Raw genomic sequence first — 24,275 nt, 5'->3', positions numbered from 1 at the left:
CATTCGGGCCTGGTGCCCGTCGTGCACCACTTCAAAGATCACCCGACATTCCCTAGGGTGACGGCCATGACAAACCCGGGGAACGACACAACTGACGTGCACATCAGCCTGATCGGCGGCACCCGCCTCGAAGGCGCGGAGATCCACACCCGCACCCTGACCGCCTCCTTGGTCGGCGGCGCAGACATCGACCTCACCGACGTCGACATCCCCGACGGCGCCGAACTGCGCATCACCAAGCTCAGCCTGGTCGGCGGCGTCCACCTCCGGGTCCGCCCCGACGTCCGGGTCAAGGTCACCGGCATCCGCCTCGGCGGCGTCAGCGACGACGGCCCGACCGTCGCCGGCGGCCCGACCGTGCATCTCGCGGCCTGGGGGCTGGTCGGCGGGGTGCGGGTGAGCCGTGACTGACGCGCCATCAACAGGTGCCGTCGGTCCGGAAGTCGACCGGAGGGGTCGATCGGAGCACCGGGTGGGCGTCCTGCTGTCGGTGCAACCGACCGCGGGCCTGCCCGGCCTGCGGCTGCGCCCCTGGCAGGTCGACGACGTCGACGCCCTGGTGGCGGCGCACCGGGACCCCGTGATGCGCCGCTGGCTGCTGACCGTGATCGACGACGAGGCCGATGCCGGGCGCTGGATCGACGGCCGGCGCCGGAGCTGGGCCGCCGGGACGGGGTTCGGCTTCGCCGTTCAGGAGGACGGCGGCGTGGGCTTCGGCCCGCCGGTCGGCCACGTGAACGTGAAGGTCAGGGCCGAGGGCGTCGCGGAAGTGGGCTACTGGACGGCGGCCCGGGGCCGCGGGCGGGGGTTGGCCTCGCGCGCGCTGGAGGCCGTCGTCGGGTGGGCCCTGGCCGAGGGTTCCGCCGTGCCGGTGGCGCGGCTGGAGCTCTTCCACGCCGTGGGCAACCACGCGTCGTGCCGGGTGGCCGATCGCTGCGGCTTCGGCCTCGAAGCGGTCCTTCCCGCCCAGCCGCCGGCCCTCCCGAACGAGGGCCACCTGCACGTTCGACGCGCCCGCCGAGGGTACGGCTCGCTCCCCAGGGGGTGACGGACCGTCAGGGGCGGTCGGCCGGGCCGTGGGCGCGGAGTTGGGCCGGGCGGCCCGCGGGGCGGTGCCAGGCGAGGTCGAGGCCCGCGGCGCGGAGGGCGATGCCGAGGGCGTGGCGCATGGCGTTCTGGACGGCGGTGCGGGTGTCGGGCTGTTCGCCGTCCCGACGGGGGAGGCGCGGGGACGGGTTCCAGTCGAGGGCGGCCAGGCCGGCCGGGTCGCCGGCGTGCAGGACGATGCCCGCGCCACCCGGGCGGGCCGCCACGGGCAGGCCCGCCAGGGTCGCGCTGCGGCGGACGGCCGTGACGATGTCCGCCCGGACGCCCGGGGCCACCGGCGGCGGGGCATCCGCGTCCGGCGGTGCGACGGCCGGGCGGTCGGCGGCGCCGCGCACGGTGGTGCGGTCCGCGTCGAGGCCGAGGGCGGGCAGCAGTTCGGCGAGCGCGTTCTCGACCGCGTCGGCGACCAGTTGACGGGCCGTCGCCGCCGGGCGCTGCCCGTCGCCCGCCGTCGCCGCGTCCTCCAGCCGGGGCGAGGCCAGCCAGCGCAGCACGATCGCCGCGCCGTCCGGCCGCAGGTGGACGCCGGGCCCGTGGCCGCCGTGTGCGACCGGCAGGCCGGCCAACAGCAGGGCCTCCGTCACCCGGTCCGCCAGCGCAGGATCCAGTTCCGATGTGACCTCAGTGGTGAGCGTGTCCACCCCGACCCCTCCTCCGCGGCGCGGGCGGTCCGCGCCGCCCCGCGGAGAGGGTATCCATGGACATGCAGAGTTCAACAGAGTCCCGGAACAGTTCGCGGACGGGTCGGCGCGGTCACCCGGGGAGCGGGCCGCAGAGCAGGTTGCCCGGGTCGGCCGGATTGTCGCTGATCCAGAACTGGGCCCACAGCAGGGCGAATTCGGAACGGCCGAGGTGGCCGTCGCCGTCCCGGTCGAGCAGCTCGAAGACGTCGGCGGTGTCGACCTCCCGCCCGTGCCAGGTGTCGACCAGCCGGCGGTGCTCGGCGCGGGAGATCCGGCCGTCGCCGTTCTCGTCGACCGCGTCGAAGACCGCGTCGGAGGTGGCGTTGACGTAGTCGAGCATCGCGGGCAGCCGGTCCACCACGGCGAGGACCTCGTCCAGGCCGACCCTGCCGTCGCCGTCGCGGTCGGCGGCTGCGGACAGGTGGTCCCACCAGCCGAGCATCACCTCCGAGACCCGGCCCGCCAGTTCCGGATCGCCGGCCACCCTGGGCAGCCGGTGCCAGCGGGCGGTGAGGTCCTGGAAGTCGGCCCGGTCCAGGTGGCCGTTCCGGTCGGTGTCGAACGCCAGGAACATGCCGGTGAGCTTGCTGCGCTGGAACTCGCTGGCCAAGGGAATCCGCCTCTCTCGGGGGTGCACTGCCGTGATCCTTTTCCCGTCGGCCGGTTCCTGCACCGGCGCACCGCGGTGCGGCCCCGGGCCCACCGCGCTCCGGGGGCGTGCGGGCGGGGCCGCACGCGGGCACCCTTTCGGGGCGGGCCCGGGCGGTGGGGCGGATCGATGAATGCCGCCGTCATCGCTCGTTCATTGCGGGTTTACTGCCAGGCCGCACAGTGGTGACACGGCCGACGGAGAGACCGGCGGCCGTCTCCAGGGGGGAGAGAACAATCATGGGGACCTACGTCCGCATCGCCGGCGCCGTCACGGCCGCCGCCGCGCTCGCGCTCGCGCTGACCGGCACGGCCTCGGCCGCCACCACCACCGAGACCGCGAAGGCGTCCGCCGCGCCGGCCGTCACGACTGCCGCCCGCAGCACCGTCGTCAAGCTGAACAACTGGACCGGCTGCACCCTCACCCGCGAGAACTGGCGGCTCTCGCACGGCATCTGGACCTTCGACCCGCCGGTGCACATCTACAACGGGCAGCAGGGCAGCTGGGCCTCCGAGTCGAACGGCTTCGCCACCGGCACCGAGGGCTACGCCCGGTTCTTCGCCGAGAACTGCGCCAACCCGGTCCTGAACAGCCGGAGCATCCAGGTCCACTGGAACAACCCGTACGTGGGCTCCAACAGCTACGACTCCAACGGCACCGACGTGAAGTTCTACGTCCCGCAGCCGGCCGGTGGCGGCGGCAACAACGCCACCGCCGAGTTCTCCGCCTGGGGGCTCTGACCGCTCCCGCAAGGGAACGGCAGGTAACGGCAAGGGTGCGACAGGCGCGGTTCCCGGGTGTGGGTGGGGCCGGAGTGGGCAGATATGGCAGGTCCCTGATCAATTCCGATGGATGATCAACTCCGTTGGGGAGGCCGCCAGATGAAGCGCAAGTCCTGGGCGCTGCTCACCGCCCTGTCCACCCTGCCGCTCGCGCTGTCCACCACCGCGGTGGCCGCCGAACCGGCGGCCGCCGCAGCCACCGCCGGCGCCGGGTGCGTGTACTCGCCGGCGGTGCCGGCGGACAACTTCAAGGGCATCCCGGTGTTCGACGCGAAGAAGGCGGCCAAGCCGTACAGCGCCACCCTGCGCACCACCCAGGGGGCGATCACCTTCAAGGCGCTGACCGACAAGGCCCCGTGCACCACCTTCTCGTTCCGGTTCCTCGCCGAGCGCGGCTACTACGACCGCAGCCACTGCCACCGCCTCACCACCCAGCGCCTGTACGTCCTGCAGTGCGGCGACCCGACCGGCACCGGCAGCGGCGGCCCGGGCTACTCCTTCCCCGACGAGAACCTCGAAGGGGCGACCTACCCGGCCGGTACCGTCGCGATGGCCAACGCGGGCCCGGACACCAACGGCAGCCAGTTCTTCATCGTCTGGAAGGACACCAAGCTGCGGCCCAACTACACCCCGTTCGGTCAGATCACCGGCGGACTCGACGTGCTGCAGAAGATCGCCGCCGGTGGCGAGGACGACCAGAACGCGCCCGGCGACGGCTTCCCGAACCTGCCGGTGAACTTCCGCAAGGTCAGCATCTCCGGCCACTGAGCCGGCCGGCGCGGCCCGTCGCCGTGCGCGGCGGGCCGCCTCGCCGCGTCACCATTCCCCTGCACAGGGGTTGACGCATCGTCAGCAACTCCGGGAAGCTTCCGACGGTTCTCGCGGCCGCCCGGCCGCGACCGGCGGCGAGGGGGCCACGATGCGCTGTTCGGGAATCGCCTGGACCGGCTCCGGCTTCGAGGTCGCGGTGCTCGACGAGAACGGCCGTCCCGCCGCCCCGCCCGCCCGGTTCGCGGCCGGGCGGATCCGCGAGCTCACCGACCATCTGCTCGGCCTGCAACGGGAGTTCGCCGCCACCGGCGAGCGATTGCTGACCGTGATCGACTCCACCAACGGCATACTGGACGGCGGCCTGATCAACGCCGGCCTGACCCTGTACCGGGCCGACCCGTGGGTGCTGCCGCCGCGTCCCGCGTTCGGCTCCGTCCCGGCCGAGGACCTCGCCGCCGCCGCGCTCCGCGACCCGGCCGCGATGGTCCGGCTGACCGTCGAGACCGGCACGTTCGGCGACCGCGCCGCGCAGATGGCCGCCGACATCGACGCCGGCATCCCCGCCCTGGAGCGGATGCGCCGCGCCGGTCGCTGCCTGGTCTCCGGCCACCGCGAACGCCCGGTGGTCGCCCTCACCTTCGACGACGGCCCCAACCCGCCCTACACCGGCCGGATCCTGGACGTCCTCGACCGGTACGCCGTCCCCGCCACCTTCTTCTGCGTCGGCCTGCACGCCCTCGCGCACCGCGCCGAACTCGAACGGATGGCCGCCGCCGGCCACCAGATCGCCAACCACTCCTGGTCCCACCCCTACCTGCCCGACCTCGGCAGGGGTGAGGTGCTCGCCCAGCTGGAGCGCACCGACGAGGCGATCGCCCGAGCCGTCGGCGACGACGGCCCGCGCATGTTCCGGCCCCCGTACGGCTCCCGCACGCCCGACGTGCTGCGCTGGCTCACCGAGGGCGACACCACCGTGGTGCTGTGGGACGTCGAACCGACCGACTGGGCGCGGCCCGGCGCCGGAGCCATCACCCGGGCCGTCCTGGAACAGACCCGCCCAGGCTCGGTGATCCTGCTGCACGACGGCGGCGGCGACCGCTCGCAGACCGTGGACGCCCTGCCGGGCGTGATCGAGGGCCTGCTCGACCGCGGCTGCACCTTCGCCCGGGTGGACGGGCTGCCGACGGCCTGACGGAGGGGTGGGCGCATACCGGCGTCCTTTGCTGCCGGGCACGCCCCCGGGCGATCGGGAGTGCTTCCGGCGTACAGAGGTCCGCCCCGCGTCGAGGTCGCGGGCGGAGCAGTCGGGTCAGCTCTCGGTCAGAACACGCCCGGCCCCCTGCTGGTCGGGCTGGCCGCCGAGCCCGGCCGCCATCGAACAGGCCGTGTGCGCGAGCGGCGCAGGCATGAAGCCGCCCAGCAGGTCGACGCACTCGTCGATGTCACCTGCCGCGGCGAGCGAGCACGCCTGCTGTGCGAGCTCCGCCGGAACGCCCGACTGGACGGCCGCGGTGACGCACTGCTGGCTGGTGGCATGGGCCTCGGGCGCGACGGCCACGAGCCCGGCCATCGGCAGCAGCGCGGCGGCACCGGTCAGGGCCAGGGAAGCCAGGAATCGCCGGACCGGCTTTCCCCTCTGTCGTGGCGCCACCCTGGGCGGGCGGTGCCGTGGGAACCATCCGGCACCCTCCTCGCGCTCCGAGCCGGACGCCGCGACAGCCGGCTCGCCCCGGCGGCGGACGCCCGTACCTCCGACGCGCGGATGCCCGTACGTCCGACGGCAGGGGTGCGGTTTCCCGAACCCCGAAGACGGGTGGCGGCACGGGCGAAACGGCAGGTGGGCGCCGCGCACGATGAAGGCATGACCAGTTTCACCACGAGCACCGAGACGGAGATCGCCGCCCGGGGCGAGGAACTGCACCGCGGCTACCGGCGCGCCGGCAGTGACATCCCCGTGCTGCGCGGAGTGACGGTGGAGTTCCGGCGCGGGACGTTCACCGCCGTGATGGGCCCGTCCGGCTCCGGCAAAACCACCCTGCTGCAGTGCCTGGCCGGCCTGGACCGGCCCGACCGCGGCCGGATCTGGTGGGGCCCCACCCCGATCGACGCCCTGCCCGAACGCCGACTCGCCCGCCTGCGCCGCGAACAGGTCGGCTTCGTCTTCCAGGCGTTCAACCTGATGCCCGGCCTGACCGCCGCCCAGAACGTCGAACTCCCCGGCCGAATGGCCGGCCACCGTCCGCCCCGCGCCACCGTCGACCAGGCCCTCGCCCGGGTCGGCCTGGCCGGCCGCGAACGCCACCGCCCCGCCCAACTCTCCGGCGGCCAGCAACAACGCGTCGCCATCGCCCGCGCCCTGGTCTCCCGCCCCCGCATCCTCTTCGCCGACGAACCCACCGGCGCCCTCGACCGCACCACCGGCGCCCGGATCCTCCACCTCCTCCGCGAGACCGTCGACCGCGACGGCGCCACCTGCGTCATGGTCACCCACGACCCCACCGCCGCCGCCCGCGCCGACCGCGTCCTGCTCCTCACCGACGGCCGACTCGTCACCGAACTCCACCACCCGACGGCCCGTCAGGTCGTCGACGCGCTCGCCGGGGCGGAGGGAGGGAAGCGATGATCGGGGTGCTCGCGTGGGGGCAACTGCGGCGACGGCCCGGTGGGTTCGTCGGACTTGCGGTGGCGTTGCTGCTCGCGGTGGCCACGGTCACCGCGCTCGGGGCGCTGTTGGGGGCCGACGGCGGGCGGGGCGAGGTGCGGGGGCCCGGAGTGGGGGTGATTGTCGGGGCGTTCGGGGAGATCACTGTGCTGGTGGCGTTCTTCGTCGCGCTGAACACGCTCGGGTTCGCCCTGCGGCACCAGTACCGGGACCTCGCGCTGCTGCGCACCGTCGCCGCCACGCCCCGACAGATCCGCCGACTGGTGCGGCGACAGGCCGCGTCGACGGTGGTGCTCGTCGCCGTCCCCGGCGCCCTGCTCGGGGCCGCCGCCGCGCGGGTCCTCCTCGCCGCGCTGCAGCACCGGGCGATGGCCGCCCCCGACGCCCGGATCGGCGGAGTCCTGCCTGCCGCGGCGGTCGCCGTCGCGGTGACGTCGCTGGTCGCCACCGCCGCCGCCACCCTGGCTGCCCGTCAGGTCACCGCGCCCACCCCGGCCGCCGCTCTCGCCGACGGTTCCGGCCCGGACCGGAGGCCCGGCGTCGTTCGCCTGCTCGCCGCGGGCATCGCGTTCACCGGCGGGGCGTTGCTGGTGCGTCTCGCCGCGACGCGTCCGCCCGCCGAGGTCGACAAGGCCGCGCAGGCCACCCTGCTCAGTGCCCTCGTCCTGCTCGTCGGCGTCGCGCTGGCCGGACCGCTGCTCGTCGCGCTGGTGACCGTCCCGCTCGGTCGTGTCGTGCGTGCGCTGCTGCCCGTCGCCGGATGGCAGGCCGAGGCGAATCTGCGCGGACACGCCCGCCGGGCGGCCTCCGCCGTCGTGCCGATCGCCCTGCTCGGCGGCCTGTCCGCCACCATGGCCGGCATGACCGGCACCGCTCTGCACGCCGTCGCCGGACCGCCCGGCGGGGCCACCTCCGCCACCGACAGCTGGCTGCGCCAGGCCGAGCTCGGCCTGCTCGGCTCGTTCGGCGCGATCGCCACCGTCACCACCCTCGCCGCACTGACCGGCGAACGTCGCCGCGAGTTCGCCCTGCTGCGCCTGCTCGGCGCGACTCGCCCGGACGTACTGCGGGTTGTCGCCCTGGAGGCCGTCCTGACCGCCGCGCTCGGCCTGCTCCTCGGCGGCGCCGTCACCGCCGCCGCCACCGTCGCGTTCAGCCTGGCCGCCACCGGGAGCCCGGTGCCGACCGTCCCCGTCGCGACCTGTCTGTGGATCGCGGCCGCGGCTGCGCTGCTCACCGTTCCCACGGTGCTGGCGGCCGCGACCGTGGCGATGCGGCAGGCCCCGGCGGCCGTGGTGGGCGGTGCACAGGAGTGAGCCGGGGGAGCATGATCGTTGTCGGTACGGGAGACGGAGGTCGGCGATGAGCAGACGGGTGCGGCGGTGGTGGGCGGTGCGGCCCGGGGAAGTGGGGTTCCTGGTGGTCGGGCTGCCGGCGGCGGTGCTCGGCGGGGCGTACGCGCTGGCCGCGCTGTACGCCGGAGTGCTGCTGTCGCTGACGGTCGTCGGCCTGCCGGTCACCGCGCTCGCGCTGGCCGGGGCCCGTCGACTGGGTGCACCGCAGCGGTGGTTGACGGGGCGCATGCTCGGCGAGAACGTCCCCGCGCCGGGCCCGGCCGCCCGGCCGGACGGCGCGATCGCCCGGGTCGGGGCCGCGCTCGCCGACACCGTCGCCTGGCGCACCCTCGGCTACCTGCTGCTGCGCCTGCCGCTCGGCGTGCTCGGCCTCGCCGTCGTCCTGCTGCCGCTGGGCTGCGGCTGGCTGCTCGGATTCCCGCTGTGGCTGCGCCTGTTGGAGGACGGCCCGCACCCCGCGAACCTGCTGGACGTCGCCGCCCCGCCGCTCGGGCTCGTCCTGCTCGCCCTCACCCCGCCGCTGCTCCGCCTGGCGGCCGACGCCAACCGGTACCTCGCCCGCCACCTGCTCGGACCGGCCCGCACCCAGCAGCGCGTCGAAGACCTGGAGGCTGCTCGGCACACGCTGCTCACCACCGGCGCCGACCGGCTGCGCCGCCTCGAACGCGACCTCCACGACGGCACCCAGGCCCGACTGGTCGCCCTCGCCATCACCCTCTCGCTCGCCGACGACACCCTCACCGACCACACCGACCCCCGGCTGCGCACCCTCCTCGACCGCGCCCGCACCCAGACCGACGACACCATCGCCGAACTGCGCACCCTCACCCAGGGCCTGCGCCCCACCGGCCTGGACGGCGGTCTCGCCGAAGCCCTGCCCGCCCTCGCCGCGGGCTGCGCCGTACCGGTCACCCTCGGCGTCGACCTGCCCGAGCGGCCGGACGAGGCGGTCGAACAGGCCCTCTGGTACTGCGCCGCCGAGCTGCTCACCAACATCAGCAAGCACAGCGCCGCGAGCGCCGCCCGACTCACCGTCACCACCGGCGCCGCCCGGATCCGCCTCACCGTCCACGACGACGGCCGCGGCGGCGCGAGCGCGGCCCCCGGCCACGGCCTGCACGGCCTCGCCGAACGCCTCGCCGCCGTCGACGGAACGCTGCGGATCAGCAGCCCGCCGGGCGGCCCGACCGTCGTCACGGCGGAACTGCCCTGTCGACTGTGAGGGTCGGTAAGGAAGTTCGGTGTTACGTTGGTCTGCTTTGCTCCGGTCGGAAGGAAAGCGGATGGACATTCCCACCTTGCACGGCAACTTCCTCGACGAGGCCCTCCCACGCGTGCGGCAGGACGGGCGGTTCGCCGGCGTGGCGCTCACCGGATCGATCGCGGCAGGAGACTGCGACGAGTACGCGGACGTGGACCTGGTGCTGGCCGTCGACGACGCGGCGTACGACGCGGTCATGCGGGAACGGCTGGCGCTGATCGGTTCCTGGACCTCGCTGGTGGCCGGCTTCACCGGGGAACACGTCGGCGAACCTCGGCTGATCGTCACGCTCGTCGGGCCGCCGCTGTTGCACGTGGACTTCAAGTTCGTCCGGGCCTCCGACTTCGCCGAGCGGACTGCGGACCCGGAGATCCTCTGGGACCGGGACGGCCTGCTGGCCGAATCCCTCGCCGAACGGCCGTTGGCTGCGGCGGAGTTCGACCTCCAGTGGATCGAGGACCGGTTCTGGGTCTGGGTGCACTACGGGGCGACGAAGCTCGGCCGCGGAGAACTGTTCGAGACCATTGGCTTCCTCTCCCACCTGCGCGACACCGTCCTCGGCCCGCTGGCCGCCCGCCGCGCGGGTGCGGACCCGCGCGGTGTACGCCGCCTGGAGACCGTCGCCCCCGAAGCGGCGCACGCCCTCCGGGCCACCCTGTGCGGCTACGACCACCGGGAGGCCGGACAGGCGATCCTCGCCGCCGCCGAGCTCTACCGCCGGTGGTCCGAGGAGGTCGGCGGAACGACCGTCGAACGCCGTCACCGCGCGGAGAAGCTCGCCTTGCAGTACCTTCACGAGGTCATCGAGGAAGTCTCCGAGGAACGGTGGGAGTGCACGAGCAGCAGGCAGGAGTGACGGAGTCCGATCCGGACCGAGATCCGGACGAGCACGTGCGGTACGCGCGCTACCGGCGGGCGTTCGTCGACGTGGCGCCGGAGGACGGGGCCGGGCTGGTCGCGCGGGTGTTGACCGATCCCGACGGGGCGATGGCCGGCAGCGCGGTCCGCGAGTATCTCGACCGGCGGGCCGTCGAGCTGTTCACGGACCCCGGGTATCCCGCCTGGCGTGCGGAGCCGGCCGAGGTCGTGGCGGCGAACGACTTCGTCTCCCGGCGGCTGCGCGAGTGGACCTTGCTGCGGGCGGCGGCGGTGGGCGAGCCGTGGGAGGCCGACGAGCTGCTCGCGGCGACCAACTGGTGCCGGCTCCACGCCGCCGAGACCTCGCCGGCCGGCGCCGTCCTCGCGGCACTGGTCGAGGGCGGACGCACCAAGCGCATTCGCAAAGCCGCCAAGTCGCGGACAGCGAAGGTGAAATGACGATCCATCAGGACAACTCGGCGAGGTAGGCCAGCACGGCCAGGACCCGGCGGTTGTCGGCCGGGGAGGCGTGCAGGTCGAACTTGGTGAAGACCGCGGCGACGTGCTTCTCCACCGCCCGCTCGGTCACCGAGAGCCGTTCGGCGATTGCGCGGTTGGAGCGGCCCTCGGCCATCAGGGCCAGCACCTCGCGTTCACGGGGCGTCAGTTCGTCGACCGCGCTGCGGCGGCGGGCGCGCATCAGGTGGGTGACGACCTCGGGGTCGAGCGCGGTGCCGCCCGCCGCGACCCGGTGCAGGGCGTCGACGAACTCCGAGGTGCGGGCCACCCGTTCCTTCAGCAGGTAGCCGAGGCCGGCCGCGCCGTCCGCGAGCAGACGGGTCACCCAGCCGGTCTCCAGGTGCTGGGAGAACACCAGCACGCCGACCTCCGGCCAGGACCGCCGGATCCGCAGCGCCGCCCGCACCCCCTCGTCGGTGTGGGTGGGCGGCATCCGGACGTCCACCACCGCCACCTGCGGGCGGTGCTCCGCGACCGCCGCGAGCAGTTCCTCGCCGGTGGCGACGGCCGCCGCCACCTCCAGGCCGCGCACCGTCAGCAGCTCCGCCAGGCCGTCCCGCAGCACCGCCGAGTCCTCGGCCAGCACCACCCGCAGTCGATCGTCCGTCATTCGATCATTGTGGGGCACGGCCGACCGCTTCCTGCTCGGAGCTGCTCGCCCGTCAGTCGGTCGGCGCCCGGTCGAGGTCAGCGCGGGCGGTGGGTGAGCGACCAGGCGGTGGTGTCGAGGTGGAGGACGCGGTCGGCACGGGCGGCCTGGGAGGGGCGGTGGGTGATGGTGAGGAGGGCGCCCGGGCGGGTGCGGAAGGCCTGGTCGATGCGGAGTTCGGCGGTGGCGTCGAGGTGGCTGGTCGCCTCGTCGAGGATGGTGAGCGGGGCCGGGCTGAGGTAGGCGCGGACCAGGGCGACGAGTTGGCGTTCGCCGGGGGAGAGGGCGGCAGGACCGACCGTGCCGTCGAGGCCGCCGTGACGGTCCGTCAGGGCGGCGGCGCCGAGGTCGTGCAGGGCCTGGCGGAGGCGGGCGGTCGACAGCGACGGGTCCGGCCAGCGGAGGTTCTCGGCGAGGGTGCCGGTGAACAGGTACGGCTCCTGCGGGAGCAGCATCCGAAGGGCGGCGAGCGCGGTGGGGGAGAGCTGCGCGGCGGGCAGCCCGGACAGCAGGACGTGGCCGCGGTCCGGGCGGAGCAGCCCCGCGGCGAGCGCGCCGAGCGTCGACTTACCGGTACCCGACGGCCCGACGACGGCGAGGTGCTCGCCGTCCCGGAGCGTCAACCGGAGGTCGCGCAGCACCGGTTGGGCGTCGCGCCCCCACGCGAAGTCGACGCCGCGCAGTTCGAGGGCCGGCGGGCGGGGCCTCCGTCGGACGGGGGACGGGGGTGCGACGGCGGGCCTCTCCTCCTCGGACGCGGCGGTGGTGGCGAGCCGTTCGGCGGCGACGGTCAGTCGCAGCCAGGACGGCCCGAGGCCCTGGACCAGCAGCCGCAGGGTCGGCTCCAGGGTGCCCAGCAGGTAGGCGAGGGCGCCGAGCAGCGCACCCGGGCTCAGGCCGTGGTGGAGCAGCGTCGGGGCGGTCAGGGCCAGGACCGCGAGCGGGCCACGGGCGCCCAGCGCGACCAACAGGTGCCGGGTGGCGGCCAGTCGGGCCAGCGCCCGCCCGGCAGCCTCGTTCGCTGCGACGTCGGACAGCACCCGGTCGACCGCCTGCTGCTCCGCCCCGCAGGCGGTCAGGTCGCGCAGCGCCGTCATGGTGCGCAGGGCGGAGGCGGTGAGTTCCTCCTCGGTGGTGAAGAGCTCGCGCTGGCGCCGGGCCATCCGGGGCGTGAGGGCGGCGAAGGCGGCGATCGAGAGCAGGAGGGGCGCGCAGATCGGGACGAGTGCGCCGGGCGCGAGCGCGGCGGTGCCGGCCACGACGGCGACCAGGGTCAGGGCGAGATGGGACACCAGCAGCAGCTGCCCGGCCAGGCTGTCGCGCACCGCCTCGACCTGACGGGTGATCCGGGCGACCGCGACGGCCGCCGTGTCCGGATCGGGACGGGTGGCGGCCGTCTGCCGGAGCGCACCGTCGGCCGTCGCCCGCAGCAGGCGGTCCCGGGCCGGCTCGACGATCCGGGCGAGCGGACGGTAGGCGTTGCGGGTCCCCCACGCGGAGACCGCCGCCGCGGCGGCGAACAACGCCAACCAGATCCAGCCGGTGGCCGGTTGGCGGGCGAGGAAGCCCCGGTCGACGGCCAGCGCGAGGGCCTTCCCGGAGAGCGCCGCGGGCGCGGCGGACAGCACCGTCCAGCCGGCGAGCTTCCAGAGCTCCGGCAGACTGCCGGCCAGCGCGACGCGCAGCAGCGCGAGACCCGGACGGGACGGGGGCGCGCCGGCCTGCCGTGACGGAGGCGGGGCGTCGGGCCGGCGGGGTGTCGGAGGGTGCGGCGGGTGGGGTGTGGTGAGTGGGTGGGTCCGGTCGGGTGAGGTCATGGTGTGGGCCCTGGGGGGTCGGTGGTGAGGAGGGCGCGGTGGGTGGGGGCGGGCTGCGGGGTCCGGTGCGGGGTGAGGGTGCGGAGGCGGCTGCGGGGTGCGGCGAGGGTGGTGTGTTCGGCGGTCGCGTCGAGGTTTCGGGTGGTGTGGTCGAGGAGCAGCTGGCGGGTGTTCCGGCCCTGGGTGCGGGCGAGGCCGACGTGTTGGCGTTCGCCGTCGGGCTGCGGGGTGTCGGGTGGGTGGGTTCGGTCGGGGGAGGTCATGGTGTGGGCCCGGTGGGGTCGGTGGTGAAGAGGGCGCGGTAGGCGGGGGAGGTCCACAGGGTCTGGTGCGGGGCGAGGGCGCGGAGGCGGCCGTGGTCGAGCCAGGCGACCAGGTCGGCGTGTGCGGCGAGGGCGGCGCTGCGGGTGGCGCACAGGCGGGTGCGGTGGGCGGCGTGGGTGCGGAGTGCCGTGAGGATGGTGTGTTCGGCGGCCGTGTCGAGGCTGCCGGTGGCGTGGTCGAGGACCAGCAGGCGGGCGTCCCGGCCCAGGGCGCGGGCCAGGCCGACGCGCTGGCGTTCGCCGCCGGACAACGGGGCGTCGGACGGCGGGGTGCGGTAGCCGGCGGGGAGCCGGCGCAGGAACGCGTCCGCGCCGACGGCACGCGTCGCGGCAACCAACTGCTGCTCAGGGAGGTCGAGTTGGCCGAGCGCCAGGGCCTCCGCGATCGTCCCGCCGTACAGCACCGGATCGGCGAACGCCACGGCGACGGCCGCCCGCAGCTGCTCCGGGCGGACGGCGGCGAGGTCGGCGTCGTCGAGTCGCACCGCGCCCCGTCCGGGGCGGAGCAGACCGGCGGCCAGGGAAGCAACGGCGGAGGTCGCGGCGTCGTCCGCGCCGACCACCGCGACCCAGGCGCCGGCCGGGACGGTCAGGTCCAGGTGGTCGAGCAGGAGGCCGGAGCCGGTCCGGACCACCACTCGCCGGAACTCCAACCTGCCCTCGCCGGGCGGAAGTTCGGCGGTGCCCGGGGCTGGAAGCGGGACCGCTTCGAGCTCGGCCAGCCGGACGGCGGCGGACCGCGCCCGGGCCAGGTCCAGCAGGCTCTGGGCTGCGCCGAAACCGCCCAGGCCGACCGTGGCGTAGGCCATCGCCGCGGCCAGCCCCCCGGGGGTCAGGCGTCCGGCGGCGAGGTCCGCGCCGGCCACGGCCAGCACGGCGACCTGGGTGGCGGGGGCCAACAGGCCGACCTTCCAGGCGGTTTCACGCTGGCTGCGCCACAGCGCGTGGCCGTGCCGGGCGAGCTCGGGCAGCGGGCGCAGCACCCGGGCGAGCTCGGTGGAACGGGCGCCGGCGGCGGCGATCGACGCACTGCCGCGCAGCGCCTCCACCAGCCGGGAGGCGATCTCGGACTGCGCGGCCTGGTAGGACTCGCCGTGCCCGGCGGTGCGGCGAACCTGACGGCGGATCAGCAGCCAGCCGGCCGGCGCGGCGAGCAGGAACGCCACGGCAGGGCCGGGCGAGAGCAGGAACAGGCCCGTCACCGCGCCCACCGCGGTGACCAGTTGGGCCACGGTGTGCACCACGGCCGCGCCGGCCAGCGCGGCCTGCGGGGCACTGCCGGTCAGCCGGGCCGCGATGTCGCCGGCCGTCGGGCCACCGGCCGCGCCCGACGGCACCGTGTCCGCGCCGACCCGCCGGATCACCGCCGAACGCAGCGCGCCGCCCACCGCGGCCGCGCCGCCGGGCGCGGCGTACTGCGAAGTGGCCTCGGCGACCGCGGCCACAACGACCAGGACCAGCAGCGGAGTTGCGGACGCCGGGCCCGCGCCGGCCAGGATCCGGTCGATCGCCCGGGCGAGCGCGCGGGGCAGCAGCAGGGTGCAGGCGGTGCCGACGGCGACGGACAGCGCCAGTGCGACGGTCCACCGCCGCTTCAGCGCCAGCACGGACCGCAACACGGGGGCGGGGGCGGGCGAGGCGGTGGGCACGGGGGCTCCCGGTGTGCGTGGCCGAAAGGGCGCCGGACATGCGGAGCCGGCCGTGCGCGAGGCGCACGGCCGGCCGGGGTTGCTCAGAGACAGAGCAGGGTGCTGACGGTGCTGTTGGTGCAGTTGACGACACTCAGGGAGCTGAGCACCGAGCGGTACTCGGTGGTCTCCTCGGGGGTCTCCAGCGCCTGCAGGTCGAGGATCGCCATGACAGTCTCCTAACGGGACACAGGTGGTGCTGCGGTTTCTCCGGCGGTCGCCGGAAAATCGTGGGGCGGCATGACTCGGCCGCGACGGGGCGGGGGAGCGGGCGTCAGGACCCGCGTCCGGGGTGGTTCAGCTCTCGGCCGGCCAGAACGGCATCGGCGGGCTTCCGTCGTACACCGAGGCCAGGGCCGTCAGCACGCCGGCGGTGCCGGTCGCCAGGTCCATCGACAGGCGCAGCAACTGCTCGCCCGGGAACGCCGGTCGGCCGTTCCGGGGCAGCACGTGCCAGGCCAGGCGGCGGACATGGCGATCGATCAGGTCGTCGTCCGGCCCGGCGTCCAGGCCGAGCAGGGCGATCAGCCCGGCGCGGCCGTTGAACAGGCCCGGCTGCACGATGAACTCCGGTTCGGCGGCGGCCCGGATCAGCGCCACCTGCTCGGCGAGCGCGGGATCGGGGCGGTGCCGCAGCAGGGCGTGCGCGACGGCGGCGATGCCCGCGCTGCCGGACTCCAGGTAGGGCAGCACCCGGCTGCCGTCGTCCACCTGAAGGGTGCCGTCCTCGGCCGTGACACAACGGGCGAGGTCCTGGTCGAGGGCGGCCCGGGCGAGGTCCAGCAGGACGGGGTTGTCGCACTCCTCGAACAGGCGGACCAGCAGCAGGGCGGTGCCGCTCGCGCCGTGCAGCAGGCCGGGCCGGGCCGTGGCCGGCGCGGGCTCGCCCAGGCGGAGCGCGGCGACGGCCCGGTCGGCGCTGGCGGCGGCCGCGGCCAGCAGGCCGCGGTCGCAGCTGGTTCGGGCGAAGTGCAGCTGGGCCAGGCCGATGCCCGCCAGGCCCGCGGACAGGTCGGCGCCCGCGCCGGGCGCCTCGTCCTTGTCGAGGCGGCGCAGCAGGTCGAGCGCACTGTCGCGCTGACCCAGGCGGTCCAGCACCCAGGCGGTGCCGTGCGCGCCGACGAACAGGCCCGGCCGGCACGGCTGCCGCTCCACCGCGTCGAGCAGCCACTGCACGTGCCGCGGATCGACGTCCGCGCCCACCGTGTGCAGCGCCCACAGGACGCCGGCCGCGCCGTACGACAGACCGAGGCCGTCGTGGGTGAACTGGGCGGGGTCGCCCGGGAACAGCCGGTCGGCGCGCTCGGGCGTGGCGCTCGCGGCGATCGCCGCCACCAGCCCGTCCCGCAGCCGGGGCCAGCCGCCCCGGCCCTCGCCGAACAGGCCCTCCACGGCGGCGAGTTGCTCCCCCTCGGGCGCATCGGCCTCGGGCAGGTACCCGTCCGGCAGCTCGAAGCGCTTGCGGGCCGAGCGGGCCAGCGCCGCGCCCTTCGCCGGGTGCAGCACGGTCAGCGGCAGCAGCGGCAGGAACGCCCAGAGCCGCAGCGCCCGCAGCGCGTGCTCGTCCACCTCGAAGCCGGTCAGCCCGGCCGGTGCGGCGAACCCGGCCGCGCCCAGCGCGGGGCGAACGAACTCGTCGACGGGGGAGGCGAGTTCGAAGTCGATGAAGACCACCGAGCCGTCGTCGCGGACGATCAGATTGCGCGGATGGAGGTCGCCGAAGACGATGCCGCGGCCGTGGATGGCGTGCAGCGCCCGCTCCACCGCGTCCAGCACCGCCGTCGCCTCCTCGCGGTACGCGGCGACCGCCGCCTCGTCCGCCTCCGGGTGCACCAGCGGAAAGCGGCGGCCGAACCAGTGGTGCAGCCCCTCGCCCGCCACGTACTCCTGCACCAGGAAGCGGTGCTCCCACGCCGTCAGATCGCCCAGCACCGCGGGCACCGCGTCCAGACCCGCCAGTCGCTCCAGGATCCGCTGCTCGCGGACCAGCCGCTGCACGGCGTCCTCGCCGCGCTGGTCGAGACCCGCGAACGGGCGGCCCTCCTTGAGCACGACCTGCTCGTCGCTGCCGGCCCGCCGCGCCAGGTAGATGCCGCCGCCGTTGGAGAAGTGCAGCGCCCGCTCCACCGCGAACGGGAAGTCGTCGACACTGCTGCGGCCCGCACCCGCCACCGCCTCCGCCAGCACCGCCGGCACCGGCGCCCAGGACGGCAGGTCGAACGCCGCCCGCCGCACATCGGGACGCAGCACGCCCGACGGCTCGCGCAGCGCCAGCACCAACTCGCCCTCCTCGTTGCGGCACCACTGCTCCGTGAACGCCCCGTAGCGCAGGTACAGCGGACCGCGCCGCCAGCGCAGATCGCTCAGGACGTACGGGCCGGGCGCTCCCGCCAGGGCGTCGTCCAGCTCGGTGAGACATCGCTCCAACTGCGCCTCGTCGGCCGGGTACAGCGTCATGAACTTCCCGCTGGAGCCGCGCGAGGCGTACTTGGCGTTCTGCGTCTGCACCAGCGCCGGGCTGCGCAGGAACTTGAACGCCACCCCGTGCTCGAAGCAGTGCGCCCGCACCACGTCCAGGATCCACGGCGCGTTGTCCAGGCAGGCCGAGACGTGGATCTTCCACCCCTGCTCCGGCAGCGGCGGCGTGGCCGGCTGGTAGCCCACCCACACCTCACGCAGGCTGCGCACCCAGCCGCTCGGCGCGGCTTCGGTGGCCGCCGGGAACTCGTCGCGGGCCGCCCATTGGACCGGGGAGTCGTAGAAGACCGGATCGGCGTAGGAGTACGCCTCGTAGCGCATGTCCATCGGAAGAGCTCTCCATGGCGCGTCGCAGGGGGAGGGGGAGACCCCCGGATGCCGGACGGCGTGAAGCCGGCACAGCACGGCAGCAGGGGGATCGTCGGTCGAGCCGATTGTGCGATCGGCTGACCGCCACCGAGAGTCTGCAAGGGACGGCGCGACCGTCGAAAGAGCTTCGGAAAGGGTTGGCCGGATTCCGCAGGCGCATGCCGGAGGCCCTCCCTCCGGTCCCCGACCCTCCCTTTACCTGCGCTTTCCCGTGCTGGGCGCAGCCGCGTCCGCGGGCCCGCGCCCGCCCCTCCCGGGCGTCCCGCCAGCGCAGACACCCGGAAGCGGACCGCGTCACCGCCCCGCCGTCGCACGCGCCGGTACGGCCGCGCCCGGGTCGCACCTCGGCACAACGTCGGAGCGCACGAGCCCGTCGGCCGGGCCCCGATCCGGGACCCACTGGCCGGTACCCGACCGGCGCGCCAAGGGCGTGCGAAGCGTGTCCCTGCCGCCGTGCGCGCCCACCGTCCCGGCAGCCGCCCCTTCCAACGCGCCCCCGGCGTGCGGCGGTTGACGCGCGCCCCAGCTGGGACGACACGCCCCGGCCGGGCCGCGGATGGCCGGTTGTCGGTCTTCCGGGCCACCCCACCCGGGTAGCACCCCGGCATGGCAACGCACTTCCTCACCGGCGCCGGCTCCGGCATCGGCGCCGCCACCGCCGAGCTGCTCGCCGCCCGCGGCGACCGGCTCTGGCTGCTCGCCCGCGACAAACCCACCGCCGCCCGGCTGCGCGAGCGATTCCCCACCAGCCGCACCGTCGTCGCCGACCTCGCCCACCCCGCCGGCCTCGCCCACGTACTCGGCGGACCCGCCGCCCCGCCCCGGCTCGACTCCCTGCTGCACATCGCCGGCACGGCCGACTGGGGGCCGGTCGGCGACAGCGATCACGAGCTGTGGCGCCGCACCCTCACCGTCAACCTGCTCGCCCCCGCCGAGCTCACCCGGCTCCTGCTCCCCGCCCTCCGCACCGCCCAGGGCCACGTCGTCTTCATGAACTCCGGCGCCGGCCTGCACGCCCCACCCGGCCTCGGCGCCTTCGCGGCCTCCAAATTCGCCCTCAAAGCGCTCGCCGAGTCCCTGCGCGCCGAAGAACACCCCCACCGCGTCCGAGTCACCACCGTCTACCCCGGCGAAGTCGACACCCCCATGCAACGCCGCCTCCACGCCCGCTTCCGCATGGCCTACGACCCCGCCGCCTGCCTCACCCCCCAATCCGTTGCCGCCGCCCTCGCCGCCGTCCTCGACCACCCCCACGACGGAACGGTCAGCGACCTGACGCTGCGCCCGGGCAGCTGAAGGGAGACGGGACGGAGGAGGCGGGGGTGGCTCGGCGTTGGTGGTGCACCCCGGCCGGCGTTCGGCGGTCGGCCGGGGTGCGGGTGGGGCCGTTACGCAGTGGTGAGGTCGATGCCCAGGACGCCGGTGGCAGTGGCGACGCAGAGGCGGCCCTCGTCGGTGAGTGCCAGGCCGACGGCCGGGGCGCCGAGGTGCAGGTCGTGGGTGACCCGCTCGGCGCCGGCCAGGACGACGCGGACCAGGCCGTCCGTCCACGCGGCCGCGCAAACCAGGCCGCCCGGCGTGGTGGCGACGGCGACCGCGGTGACCGGGACGTCCCGGGCCGGCACGGGCGGCGAGAGCGGGCCCCGGCCGGGCATCCAGGCCTGGACGGCGCCGTCCGTGCCGCCGCTGATCAGCAGGTGGTGGCCGCCGTGGTGGGCGAGGTCGACCGCCGTCACCGGTGAGGCGTGGAGCGGGGCGTCGCTGTGCACCGGGTCCGTGCCGTCCCGGTCGTCCAGCAGGTGGACGCGGCCCGCCGCGTCGCCCGTCGCCACCGCCCGCTGCTCGCCACCGCGCGCCGCGATCGCCGTCGCCCCGTCGTCCATGGCGGCCAGCAGCCGCCGCACGGCGTCCGAGGACGGACGGAGCTCCTCGACGGCGCCGCTGCGCCGCAGCGCCCAGGCGCCGCCCTCGTGGCCGACGGCCAGCGCCATCGTGGAACGGTCCGTCAGCTGCGCAGACGATTCGCCGGCGGACCGGCCGGTGGCCGGGTCGAGCACCACGACGTCCCAGCCGACGGCGACCGCGAGACGGTCCTCGTGCCGGGCGAGCAGGTGCACCGGGTCGCTCTCGCCGGCGAACGCCCAGCGGGCCCGCCAGTCGTGCCCGGCGAGCTCGGCGAATCGTTCCGCGAGGTCGCCGTCCGGCCCGACCGTCCAGCAGTGCAGGGCGGACGCCCGCTCGGCGGGGTCGTCGGCGGCGGTGACCCGCGGCCCGGCCAGTCGCCACGCCCGGTGCACGGGCGTGCGCCCGGCCGCCGTGCGGTCGGCGTCCGAGAACTGGCGTGCCCGCTCCTCGTCGAACTCCTTGCCGTCCGCGAGCGCCTCCCGGCGGGCCTCCGCCTGCGCGAGTTCCGCCCGCTGCCCGGCGTCCGCGACCCGGACGGCGGCCGCGTGCTCCAGGGCGAGGCCGACCGCCGACGGATCGGCGTGCACCAGGACGGCCGGGTCGGCCAGCAGGTCGTCGACCGGGGCCGAAGCCCGGACGGCGTGCCGCAGCACCAGGTCGAGCCGGGCGGCGTCCTGCGGGCCGGGCTGCTCCGGGAGGAGGTTCTGCCGGATCGACAGGTGGTCGAGGCCCGACCGGGCGAGCCGCTCGGCGAAGGCGTCCGGCCAGACCCGGTACCGCCCGTCCGGATCGGCCGGCAGCAGCAGGTCGACCGCCTCGTGCACCGCGAACGGGCCGAGGCTGCCGGGCAGTTCGCCCCACAGGTCGGTGTCGAGACCGCCCCGGACCGAGGCCAGCACCACTACGGGGGCCCGGACGAGTTCGGGCAGCGACTCCCACCAGGTCTCGGCGAGCGTCTCCGCCTTCCGCGCGGGGGTGGCCGCCGGGTCCAGCAGCACCCCGTCCCCGGTGCGGGCGGCCAGCAGAGCCAGCGCGGGCGACGGGTACACCTCCGCCGGGAGTTGACGCTCCGCCAGGGCGGTCGCCCACCGGGTGAAGGCGTCCAGGTCGGTCCACTGCGGCTGGTCCAGGTCGAGCACGGCGGCGGGCACGTCGAGCGCCGCCGCGGCCGGGGTGTCGGAGGCGCACTCCACCACCAGCCGCAGCCACGGCACCCGCAGCAGCGGCCGCAGCACCTCCGCGGCGATGCGCTGCGCGGCGTCCGACAGCCGGCCGGCGCCCGCCCGGTCGAGGTCGGTCACCACCAGGACGCGCGGCACCCCGTCGATCAGCGCCGCGACCAACTCGTCCGGGTCGGCCGCCGACACGCCCAGCAGCGCGGCGAGCCGCCACACGAAGGCGTCCACCGTCGACTCGGCGGCGGACAGCAGCACATCGGTTCGCCGACGAGGGTGCGGACCGTCCGCCGGGCACGCGGCGGCCAGCCAGTGCAGCAGGTGGCTGCGGCCACTGCCGCTCGACCCGGCGATCCGGCACAGCCGGGGCGCGTGCGGATCCTCCAACCACCCCAGCAGCGCCCGCCCGGCCGGGCGCCGCCCGGCGTGCAGCGGCGGCAGCGGCGCCGCGCCGTCCCCGACCGACTGCTCCGGCAGCGGGGCGCCGTAGCGCGGGTTGGGCCGGAACCGCAGCGGACGACCGTGGGCGTCGACCTGCCAGGCCCCCTCCACCGCCTCCACCGGCACCGACCCGTCCGGGTCGTGGCCCTCGTCGGCCTTGAACAGCCAGCCCCCGCGCCGCACCGCCTCCGCGCACTGCTCCCGCGTCATCCGCGGAAACGGCCGGTACCCGGGCGGTGCGACCGTCGGCGGGTGCTCCGCCGCCGTCGGCGCTGCGCCCTGCTCGTCCGGGACGATCAGCTCGCTGGTCCAGTCCGCACCCATACAGTCCTCCCCCGTTGCGACTTCTGTTCGGTGTCGAGGTACACCTTGCCATCGCCCCGGGCATCGCGGCAGCGGCCCGTCACTTGTCACCGTCGACACCGCGTCCCGCCCGGGGTTCGGCCCCGCCGCCGACGCCCGACGCAGACGCCCGACGCCCCGTCAGGCGCGGGCCCGGGGCTTCCGGAAGGCCAAGCCGGTCAGCAGGAGGCCGACCAGCATGACCGCAGTGCCGATCGCCCACAGCGGAGCGCCCCCGGCCCGGCTGAACAGGCCCACCGTGCAGCCGATCGGCGTCAGCAGCGCGCCGACGGTCCACAGCCCGAGGGAGGTCGGGCGCTCGGGGCGGAGCGGCGGCCTGCGGCCCAGCACCAGGACCCGGACCAGGTGCGGCACGGACATCGCCCAGATCAGCGCCGTGCACACCCATCGGAACATCGCCATGCCCACACACTCCCTGCCCCAAAAGTGCCACGGCACTTCACCGAGGCAGCCGGATCCTTCCACCACCGGTCGACCCCCGCTGCACGGACCCCCTCCCTTCCGCTGCGGTCCGCCAGCCCCGGACCGTTCGGGAGAAGCTCCACAAGAACAGGCCTTTCCCGGGTAGAGCCGTGGCCCATGGGAAAGTTGATGCTCAGTCAGGGCCACGGAACCGGCCGGACCGGTGCGATCGTCCGTCCACGCATGAACGACAACACGTTAGGACGACGAGGCCTGCTGCGTACCGCGGTCGCGGGCGCGGCCCTGCTGCCGATGGCCGGCGCGGGTGCCGCCGCCGGGGCCGGGACGGCGGCCGCGACCGAGCCCGGACCGGCGCCGGGCGGAGGCGGTGAGACGGTCTACACCTGGCTCGGCACCACCGGTTGGCGGATCGAGGGCAACGGGAAGACCGTGCTGTTCGACCCGTACATCACGCGGTTCCCGACCGACGGCTTCAACCCGAGGACGCGGCTGACCGTGGCCCCCGAGCTGATCGACCGCCACATCGGCACCCCGGACCTGGTGCTGGTCAGCCACTGCCACTGGGACCACTTCAACGACGTCCCGTACATCGCAAGGAGCCGGGGCGTGCAGGTGGTCGGAACGGCCACCACCTGCTTCCTGCTCCGGGCGATGGGGGTCGACCCGGACCAGCTGATCGTGGTGAAGGGCGGCGAGTACCTCGCCTTCGACGGGTTCACCGTCCAGGTGGCGGCCAGCCTGCACAGCCGCAACGCCAAGCACCAGTACTGGGTGCCCGGCACGCTCACCGGCCCGACCGCCACCGCGCCGCGCACCATCGGCGACCTCCCGGAGGGCGACACCCTCGCCTTCCAGGTCCGCCTCGGCGACGGCCCGTCCGCGCTGCTGACCGGCGCCGGCGACTTCGTCGAGCAGCACTACGCCGGGCTGAAGCCCGACATCGCCATGATCTCGACGGAGAGCACCGCTCACAGCGTCCACCGCTACGTTCCGCGGATCCTCAAGGCCCTCGACAACCCTCGCACGGTGATCCCCGTGCACTGGGACACCTTCGAGAGCCCGCTCACCGACCCCGCCGTCCAGGACACCGCCATGGACCTGGACGGCCTGATCGCCCGGACCCGTGAACTGTCCCCCGAGACCCGCCTGATCCGCCCCGAGCACCTGACCCCGCTCCGCCTGCGGGCCTGACCGACCCACCCCCGCCGCACCCGCCCGGCGCGGCGGGGAGCCACCGCTCCGGGCGGGGCCGTGACCTCCTTCGCCCCGGTCCTGCTGAACCGCCGCGACTCGACGGGACGGGGCCGGCGCCGAGGTCCGTCGACAGCCCCGACACCCCTGTCCCGACGTCAACTATGGTGTGCAGACGCCACGGTGGAGCCACCCACCGCCGGACGACACCACCAGGGGGACCCATGACCGATGCCGCGCTCCACGCCCCGGCGACCATCCCGGCCAGCATCGCCACCGAGCGGCTGATCCTGCGCCCGTTCACCGTGGACGACACCGACGACCGGTACGCCTACCAGGCGCTGCCCGAGGTCGTCCGCTACCTCTACCGCCCGGCGCTCACCCGCGAGGGCTGCGAGGAGTCCATCCGCACCCGCGCCCACGCCGGCTGGAGCGCCGACGGGGACAGCCTCCTGTGGGCCGTCTGCCGTGCCGATCAGCCCGGCGTCCTCGGCGAGGTCGTGGTCATCCTCACCAACGCCCGCGCCCGCCAGGCCGAGATCGGCTGGGTCTTCAACCCGGAGTACGCCGGTCAGGGCTACGCCACCGAAGCCGCCCGCGCCCTCGCCGCAACTGCCTTCGAATCCCTGGGAGTTCACCGCGTCTTCGCTCGGCTCGACGCCCTCAACACCGCCTCCGCCCGGGTCTGCGAGCGCCTCGGCATGCGCCTGGAGGCCCACCTGATCGAGAGCGACCTCGACGGCGACCGCTGGGGCAGCGAGTGCGTCTACGCCATGCTCGCCCGGGAGTGGAAGGCCTGACCCCAC

The 24,275-nt window shown here is 75.2% G+C and carries 24 protein-coding genes; 13 read left to right on the top strand and 11 right to left on the bottom strand.

Features of this window, described 5'->3' with window-relative positions:
* Nucleotides 1-66 precede the first annotated feature (66 nt).
* Together CG736_RS00315 and CG736_RS00310 are read left to right on the top strand one after the other, a co-directional pair.
* Nucleotides 67-411 carry a hypothetical protein gene (locus tag CG736_RS00315; RefSeq protein WP_157815332.1) on the top strand — a complete coding sequence of 115 codons (345 nt, stop codon included), beginning with the start codon at nt 67-69 and terminating at the stop codon, nt 409-411.
* Nucleotides 412-472: 61 nt separating this feature from the next.
* On the top strand, nt 473-1,048 hold the full coding sequence (locus CG736_RS00310) for a GNAT family N-acetyltransferase (protein ID WP_232733708.1): 576 nt from the start codon (nt 473-475) through the stop codon (nt 1,046-1,048).
* 7 nt (nt 1,049-1,055) lie between these two features.
* Here CG736_RS00310 and CG736_RS00305 read toward each other — a convergent pair whose 3' ends face one another.
* Entirely contained in the window at nt 1,056-1,748 is a 693-nt protein-coding gene (locus CG736_RS00305; protein ID WP_100584112.1) for a hypothetical protein, read from the bottom strand.
* A gap of 112 nt (nt 1,749-1,860) precedes the next feature.
* On the bottom strand, nt 1,861-2,400 hold the full coding sequence (locus tag CG736_RS00300) for an EF-hand domain-containing protein (protein ID WP_100584111.1): 540 nt from the start codon (nt 2,398-2,400) through the stop codon (nt 1,861-1,863).
* Nucleotides 2,401-2,678: 278 nt separating this feature from the next.
* Between CG736_RS00300 and CG736_RS35765 the strand changes: the two genes are divergently transcribed.
* From CG736_RS35765 to CG736_RS00280, 3 genes are all read left to right on the top strand, one after another.
* A complete protein-coding gene (locus CG736_RS35765) occupies nt 2,679-3,179 on the top strand; it encodes a hypothetical protein (protein ID WP_157815331.1) in 501 nt (166 codons plus the stop codon).
* Nucleotides 3,180-3,320: 141 nt separating this feature from the next.
* The gene (locus tag CG736_RS00285) at nt 3,321-3,989 is read left to right on the top strand and encodes a peptidylprolyl isomerase (protein ID WP_100584109.1); all 669 of its coding nucleotides are present in this window, start codon (nt 3,321-3,323) and stop codon (nt 3,987-3,989) included.
* A gap of 151 nt (nt 3,990-4,140) precedes the next feature.
* Nucleotides 4,141-5,184, top strand: a complete 1,044-nt coding sequence (locus CG736_RS00280; RefSeq protein WP_100584108.1) for a polysaccharide deacetylase family protein — start codon at nt 4,141-4,143, stop codon at nt 5,182-5,184.
* Nucleotides 5,185-5,301: 117 nt separating this feature from the next.
* Here CG736_RS00280 and CG736_RS00275 read toward each other — a convergent pair whose 3' ends face one another.
* Complete coding sequence (locus CG736_RS00275; protein WP_100584107.1) at nt 5,302-5,562, bottom strand: hypothetical protein; 261 nt, start codon at nt 5,560-5,562, stop codon at nt 5,302-5,304.
* A gap of 291 nt (nt 5,563-5,853) precedes the next feature.
* Here CG736_RS00275 and CG736_RS00270 point away from each other — a divergent pair, with 291 nt between their 5' ends.
* The 5 genes from CG736_RS00270 (at nt 5,854) to CG736_RS00250 (ending at nt 10,587) form a co-directional block, all read left to right on the top strand.
* Nucleotides 5,854-6,615, top strand: a complete 762-nt coding sequence (locus CG736_RS00270) for an ABC transporter ATP-binding protein (RefSeq protein ID WP_100584106.1) — start codon at nt 5,854-5,856, stop codon at nt 6,613-6,615.
* Nucleotides 6,612-7,970, top strand: coding sequence for an FtsX-like permease family protein (locus CG736_RS00265; RefSeq protein ID WP_100584105.1), 1,359 nt, complete (start codon nt 6,612-6,614; stop codon nt 7,968-7,970). Before CG736_RS00270 ends, CG736_RS00265 begins: the two co-directional genes overlap by 4 nt.
* A 46-nt stretch (nt 7,971-8,016) precedes the next feature.
* Nucleotides 8,017-9,231 (top strand): sensor histidine kinase, encoded by a 1,215-nt coding sequence (locus CG736_RS00260; protein WP_100584104.1) that lies wholly within the window; start codon nt 8,017-8,019, stop codon nt 9,229-9,231.
* A gap of 61 nt (nt 9,232-9,292) precedes the next feature.
* Nucleotides 9,293-10,126, top strand: coding sequence for a nucleotidyltransferase domain-containing protein (locus CG736_RS00255; RefSeq protein WP_100584103.1), 834 nt, complete (start codon nt 9,293-9,295; stop codon nt 10,124-10,126).
* A complete protein-coding gene (locus CG736_RS00250; protein WP_157815330.1) occupies nt 10,102-10,587 on the top strand; it encodes a hypothetical protein in 486 nt (161 codons plus the stop codon). Before CG736_RS00255 ends, CG736_RS00250 begins: the two co-directional genes overlap by 25 nt.
* Before the next feature lie 7 nt (nt 10,588-10,594).
* Here the strand turns inward: CG736_RS00250 and CG736_RS00245 are convergent, their stop codons facing one another.
* From CG736_RS00245 to lanKC, 6 genes are all read right to left on the bottom strand, one after another.
* Nucleotides 10,595-11,257, bottom strand: a complete 663-nt coding sequence (locus CG736_RS00245; RefSeq protein WP_100584101.1) for a response regulator transcription factor — start codon at nt 11,255-11,257, stop codon at nt 10,595-10,597.
* Nucleotides 11,258-11,334: 77 nt separating this feature from the next.
* Complete coding sequence (locus CG736_RS00240) at nt 11,335-13,113, bottom strand: ATP-binding cassette domain-containing protein (RefSeq protein ID WP_100584100.1); 1,779 nt, start codon at nt 13,111-13,113, stop codon at nt 11,335-11,337.
* Nucleotides 13,110-13,376 (bottom strand): hypothetical protein, encoded by a 267-nt coding sequence (locus CG736_RS00235; RefSeq protein ID WP_100584099.1) that lies wholly within the window; start codon nt 13,374-13,376, stop codon nt 13,110-13,112. Before CG736_RS00235 ends, CG736_RS00240 begins: the two co-directional genes overlap by 4 nt.
* Nucleotides 13,373-15,085: an ABC transporter ATP-binding protein gene (locus CG736_RS00230; protein WP_232733707.1), complete on the bottom strand. Its 1,713-nt coding sequence runs from the start codon at nt 15,083-15,085 to the stop codon at nt 13,373-13,375. Before CG736_RS00230 ends, CG736_RS00235 begins: the two co-directional genes overlap by 4 nt.
* A gap of 83 nt (nt 15,086-15,168) precedes the next feature.
* Nucleotides 15,169-15,294: a SapB/AmfS family lanthipeptide gene (locus CG736_RS00225; protein ID WP_100584098.1), complete on the bottom strand. Its 126-nt coding sequence runs from the start codon at nt 15,292-15,294 to the stop codon at nt 15,169-15,171.
* A 127-nt stretch (nt 15,295-15,421) separates the two neighbouring features.
* Nucleotides 15,422-17,929: a class III lanthionine synthetase LanKC gene (lanKC, locus tag CG736_RS00220; RefSeq protein WP_232733706.1), complete on the bottom strand. Its 2,508-nt coding sequence runs from the start codon at nt 17,927-17,929 to the stop codon at nt 15,422-15,424.
* Between the two features lie 648 nt (nt 17,930-18,577).
* Here lanKC and CG736_RS00215 point away from each other — a divergent pair.
* Nucleotides 18,578-19,267 carry an SDR family oxidoreductase gene (locus tag CG736_RS00215; protein WP_043912155.1) on the top strand — a complete coding sequence of 230 codons (690 nt, stop codon included), beginning with the start codon at nt 18,578-18,580 and terminating at the stop codon, nt 19,265-19,267.
* Nucleotides 19,268-19,359: 92 nt separating this feature from the next.
* On the opposite strand, the gene CG736_RS00210 is transcribed toward CG736_RS00215, so the two are convergent.
* A complete protein-coding gene (locus CG736_RS00210) occupies nt 19,360-21,816 on the bottom strand; it encodes a hypothetical protein (RefSeq protein ID WP_100584097.1) in 2,457 nt (818 codons plus the stop codon).
* 159 nt (nt 21,817-21,975) lie between these two features.
* The gene (locus CG736_RS00205) at nt 21,976-22,257 is read right to left on the bottom strand and encodes a hypothetical protein (RefSeq protein ID WP_100584096.1); all 282 of its coding nucleotides are present in this window, start codon (nt 22,255-22,257) and stop codon (nt 21,976-21,978) included.
* Between the two features lie 243 nt (nt 22,258-22,500).
* On the opposite strand from CG736_RS00205, the gene CG736_RS00200 reads away from it, so the two are divergent.
* Nucleotides 22,501-23,469: an MBL fold metallo-hydrolase gene (locus CG736_RS00200; protein WP_100584095.1), complete on the top strand. Its 969-nt coding sequence runs from the start codon at nt 22,501-22,503 to the stop codon at nt 23,467-23,469.
* Between the two features lie 224 nt (nt 23,470-23,693).
* On the top strand, nt 23,694-24,269 hold the full coding sequence (locus CG736_RS00195) for a GNAT family N-acetyltransferase (RefSeq protein ID WP_100584094.1): 576 nt from the start codon (nt 23,694-23,696) through the stop codon (nt 24,267-24,269).
* Nucleotides 24,270-24,275: the final 6 nt, after the last annotated feature.

The organism is Kitasatospora sp. CB02891, assembly GCF_002803145.1.
GTDB lineage: Bacteria > Actinomycetota > Actinomycetes > Streptomycetales > Streptomycetaceae > Kitasatospora > Kitasatospora griseola.
This window is presented reverse-complemented; position numbering and strand designations above follow the sequence as displayed.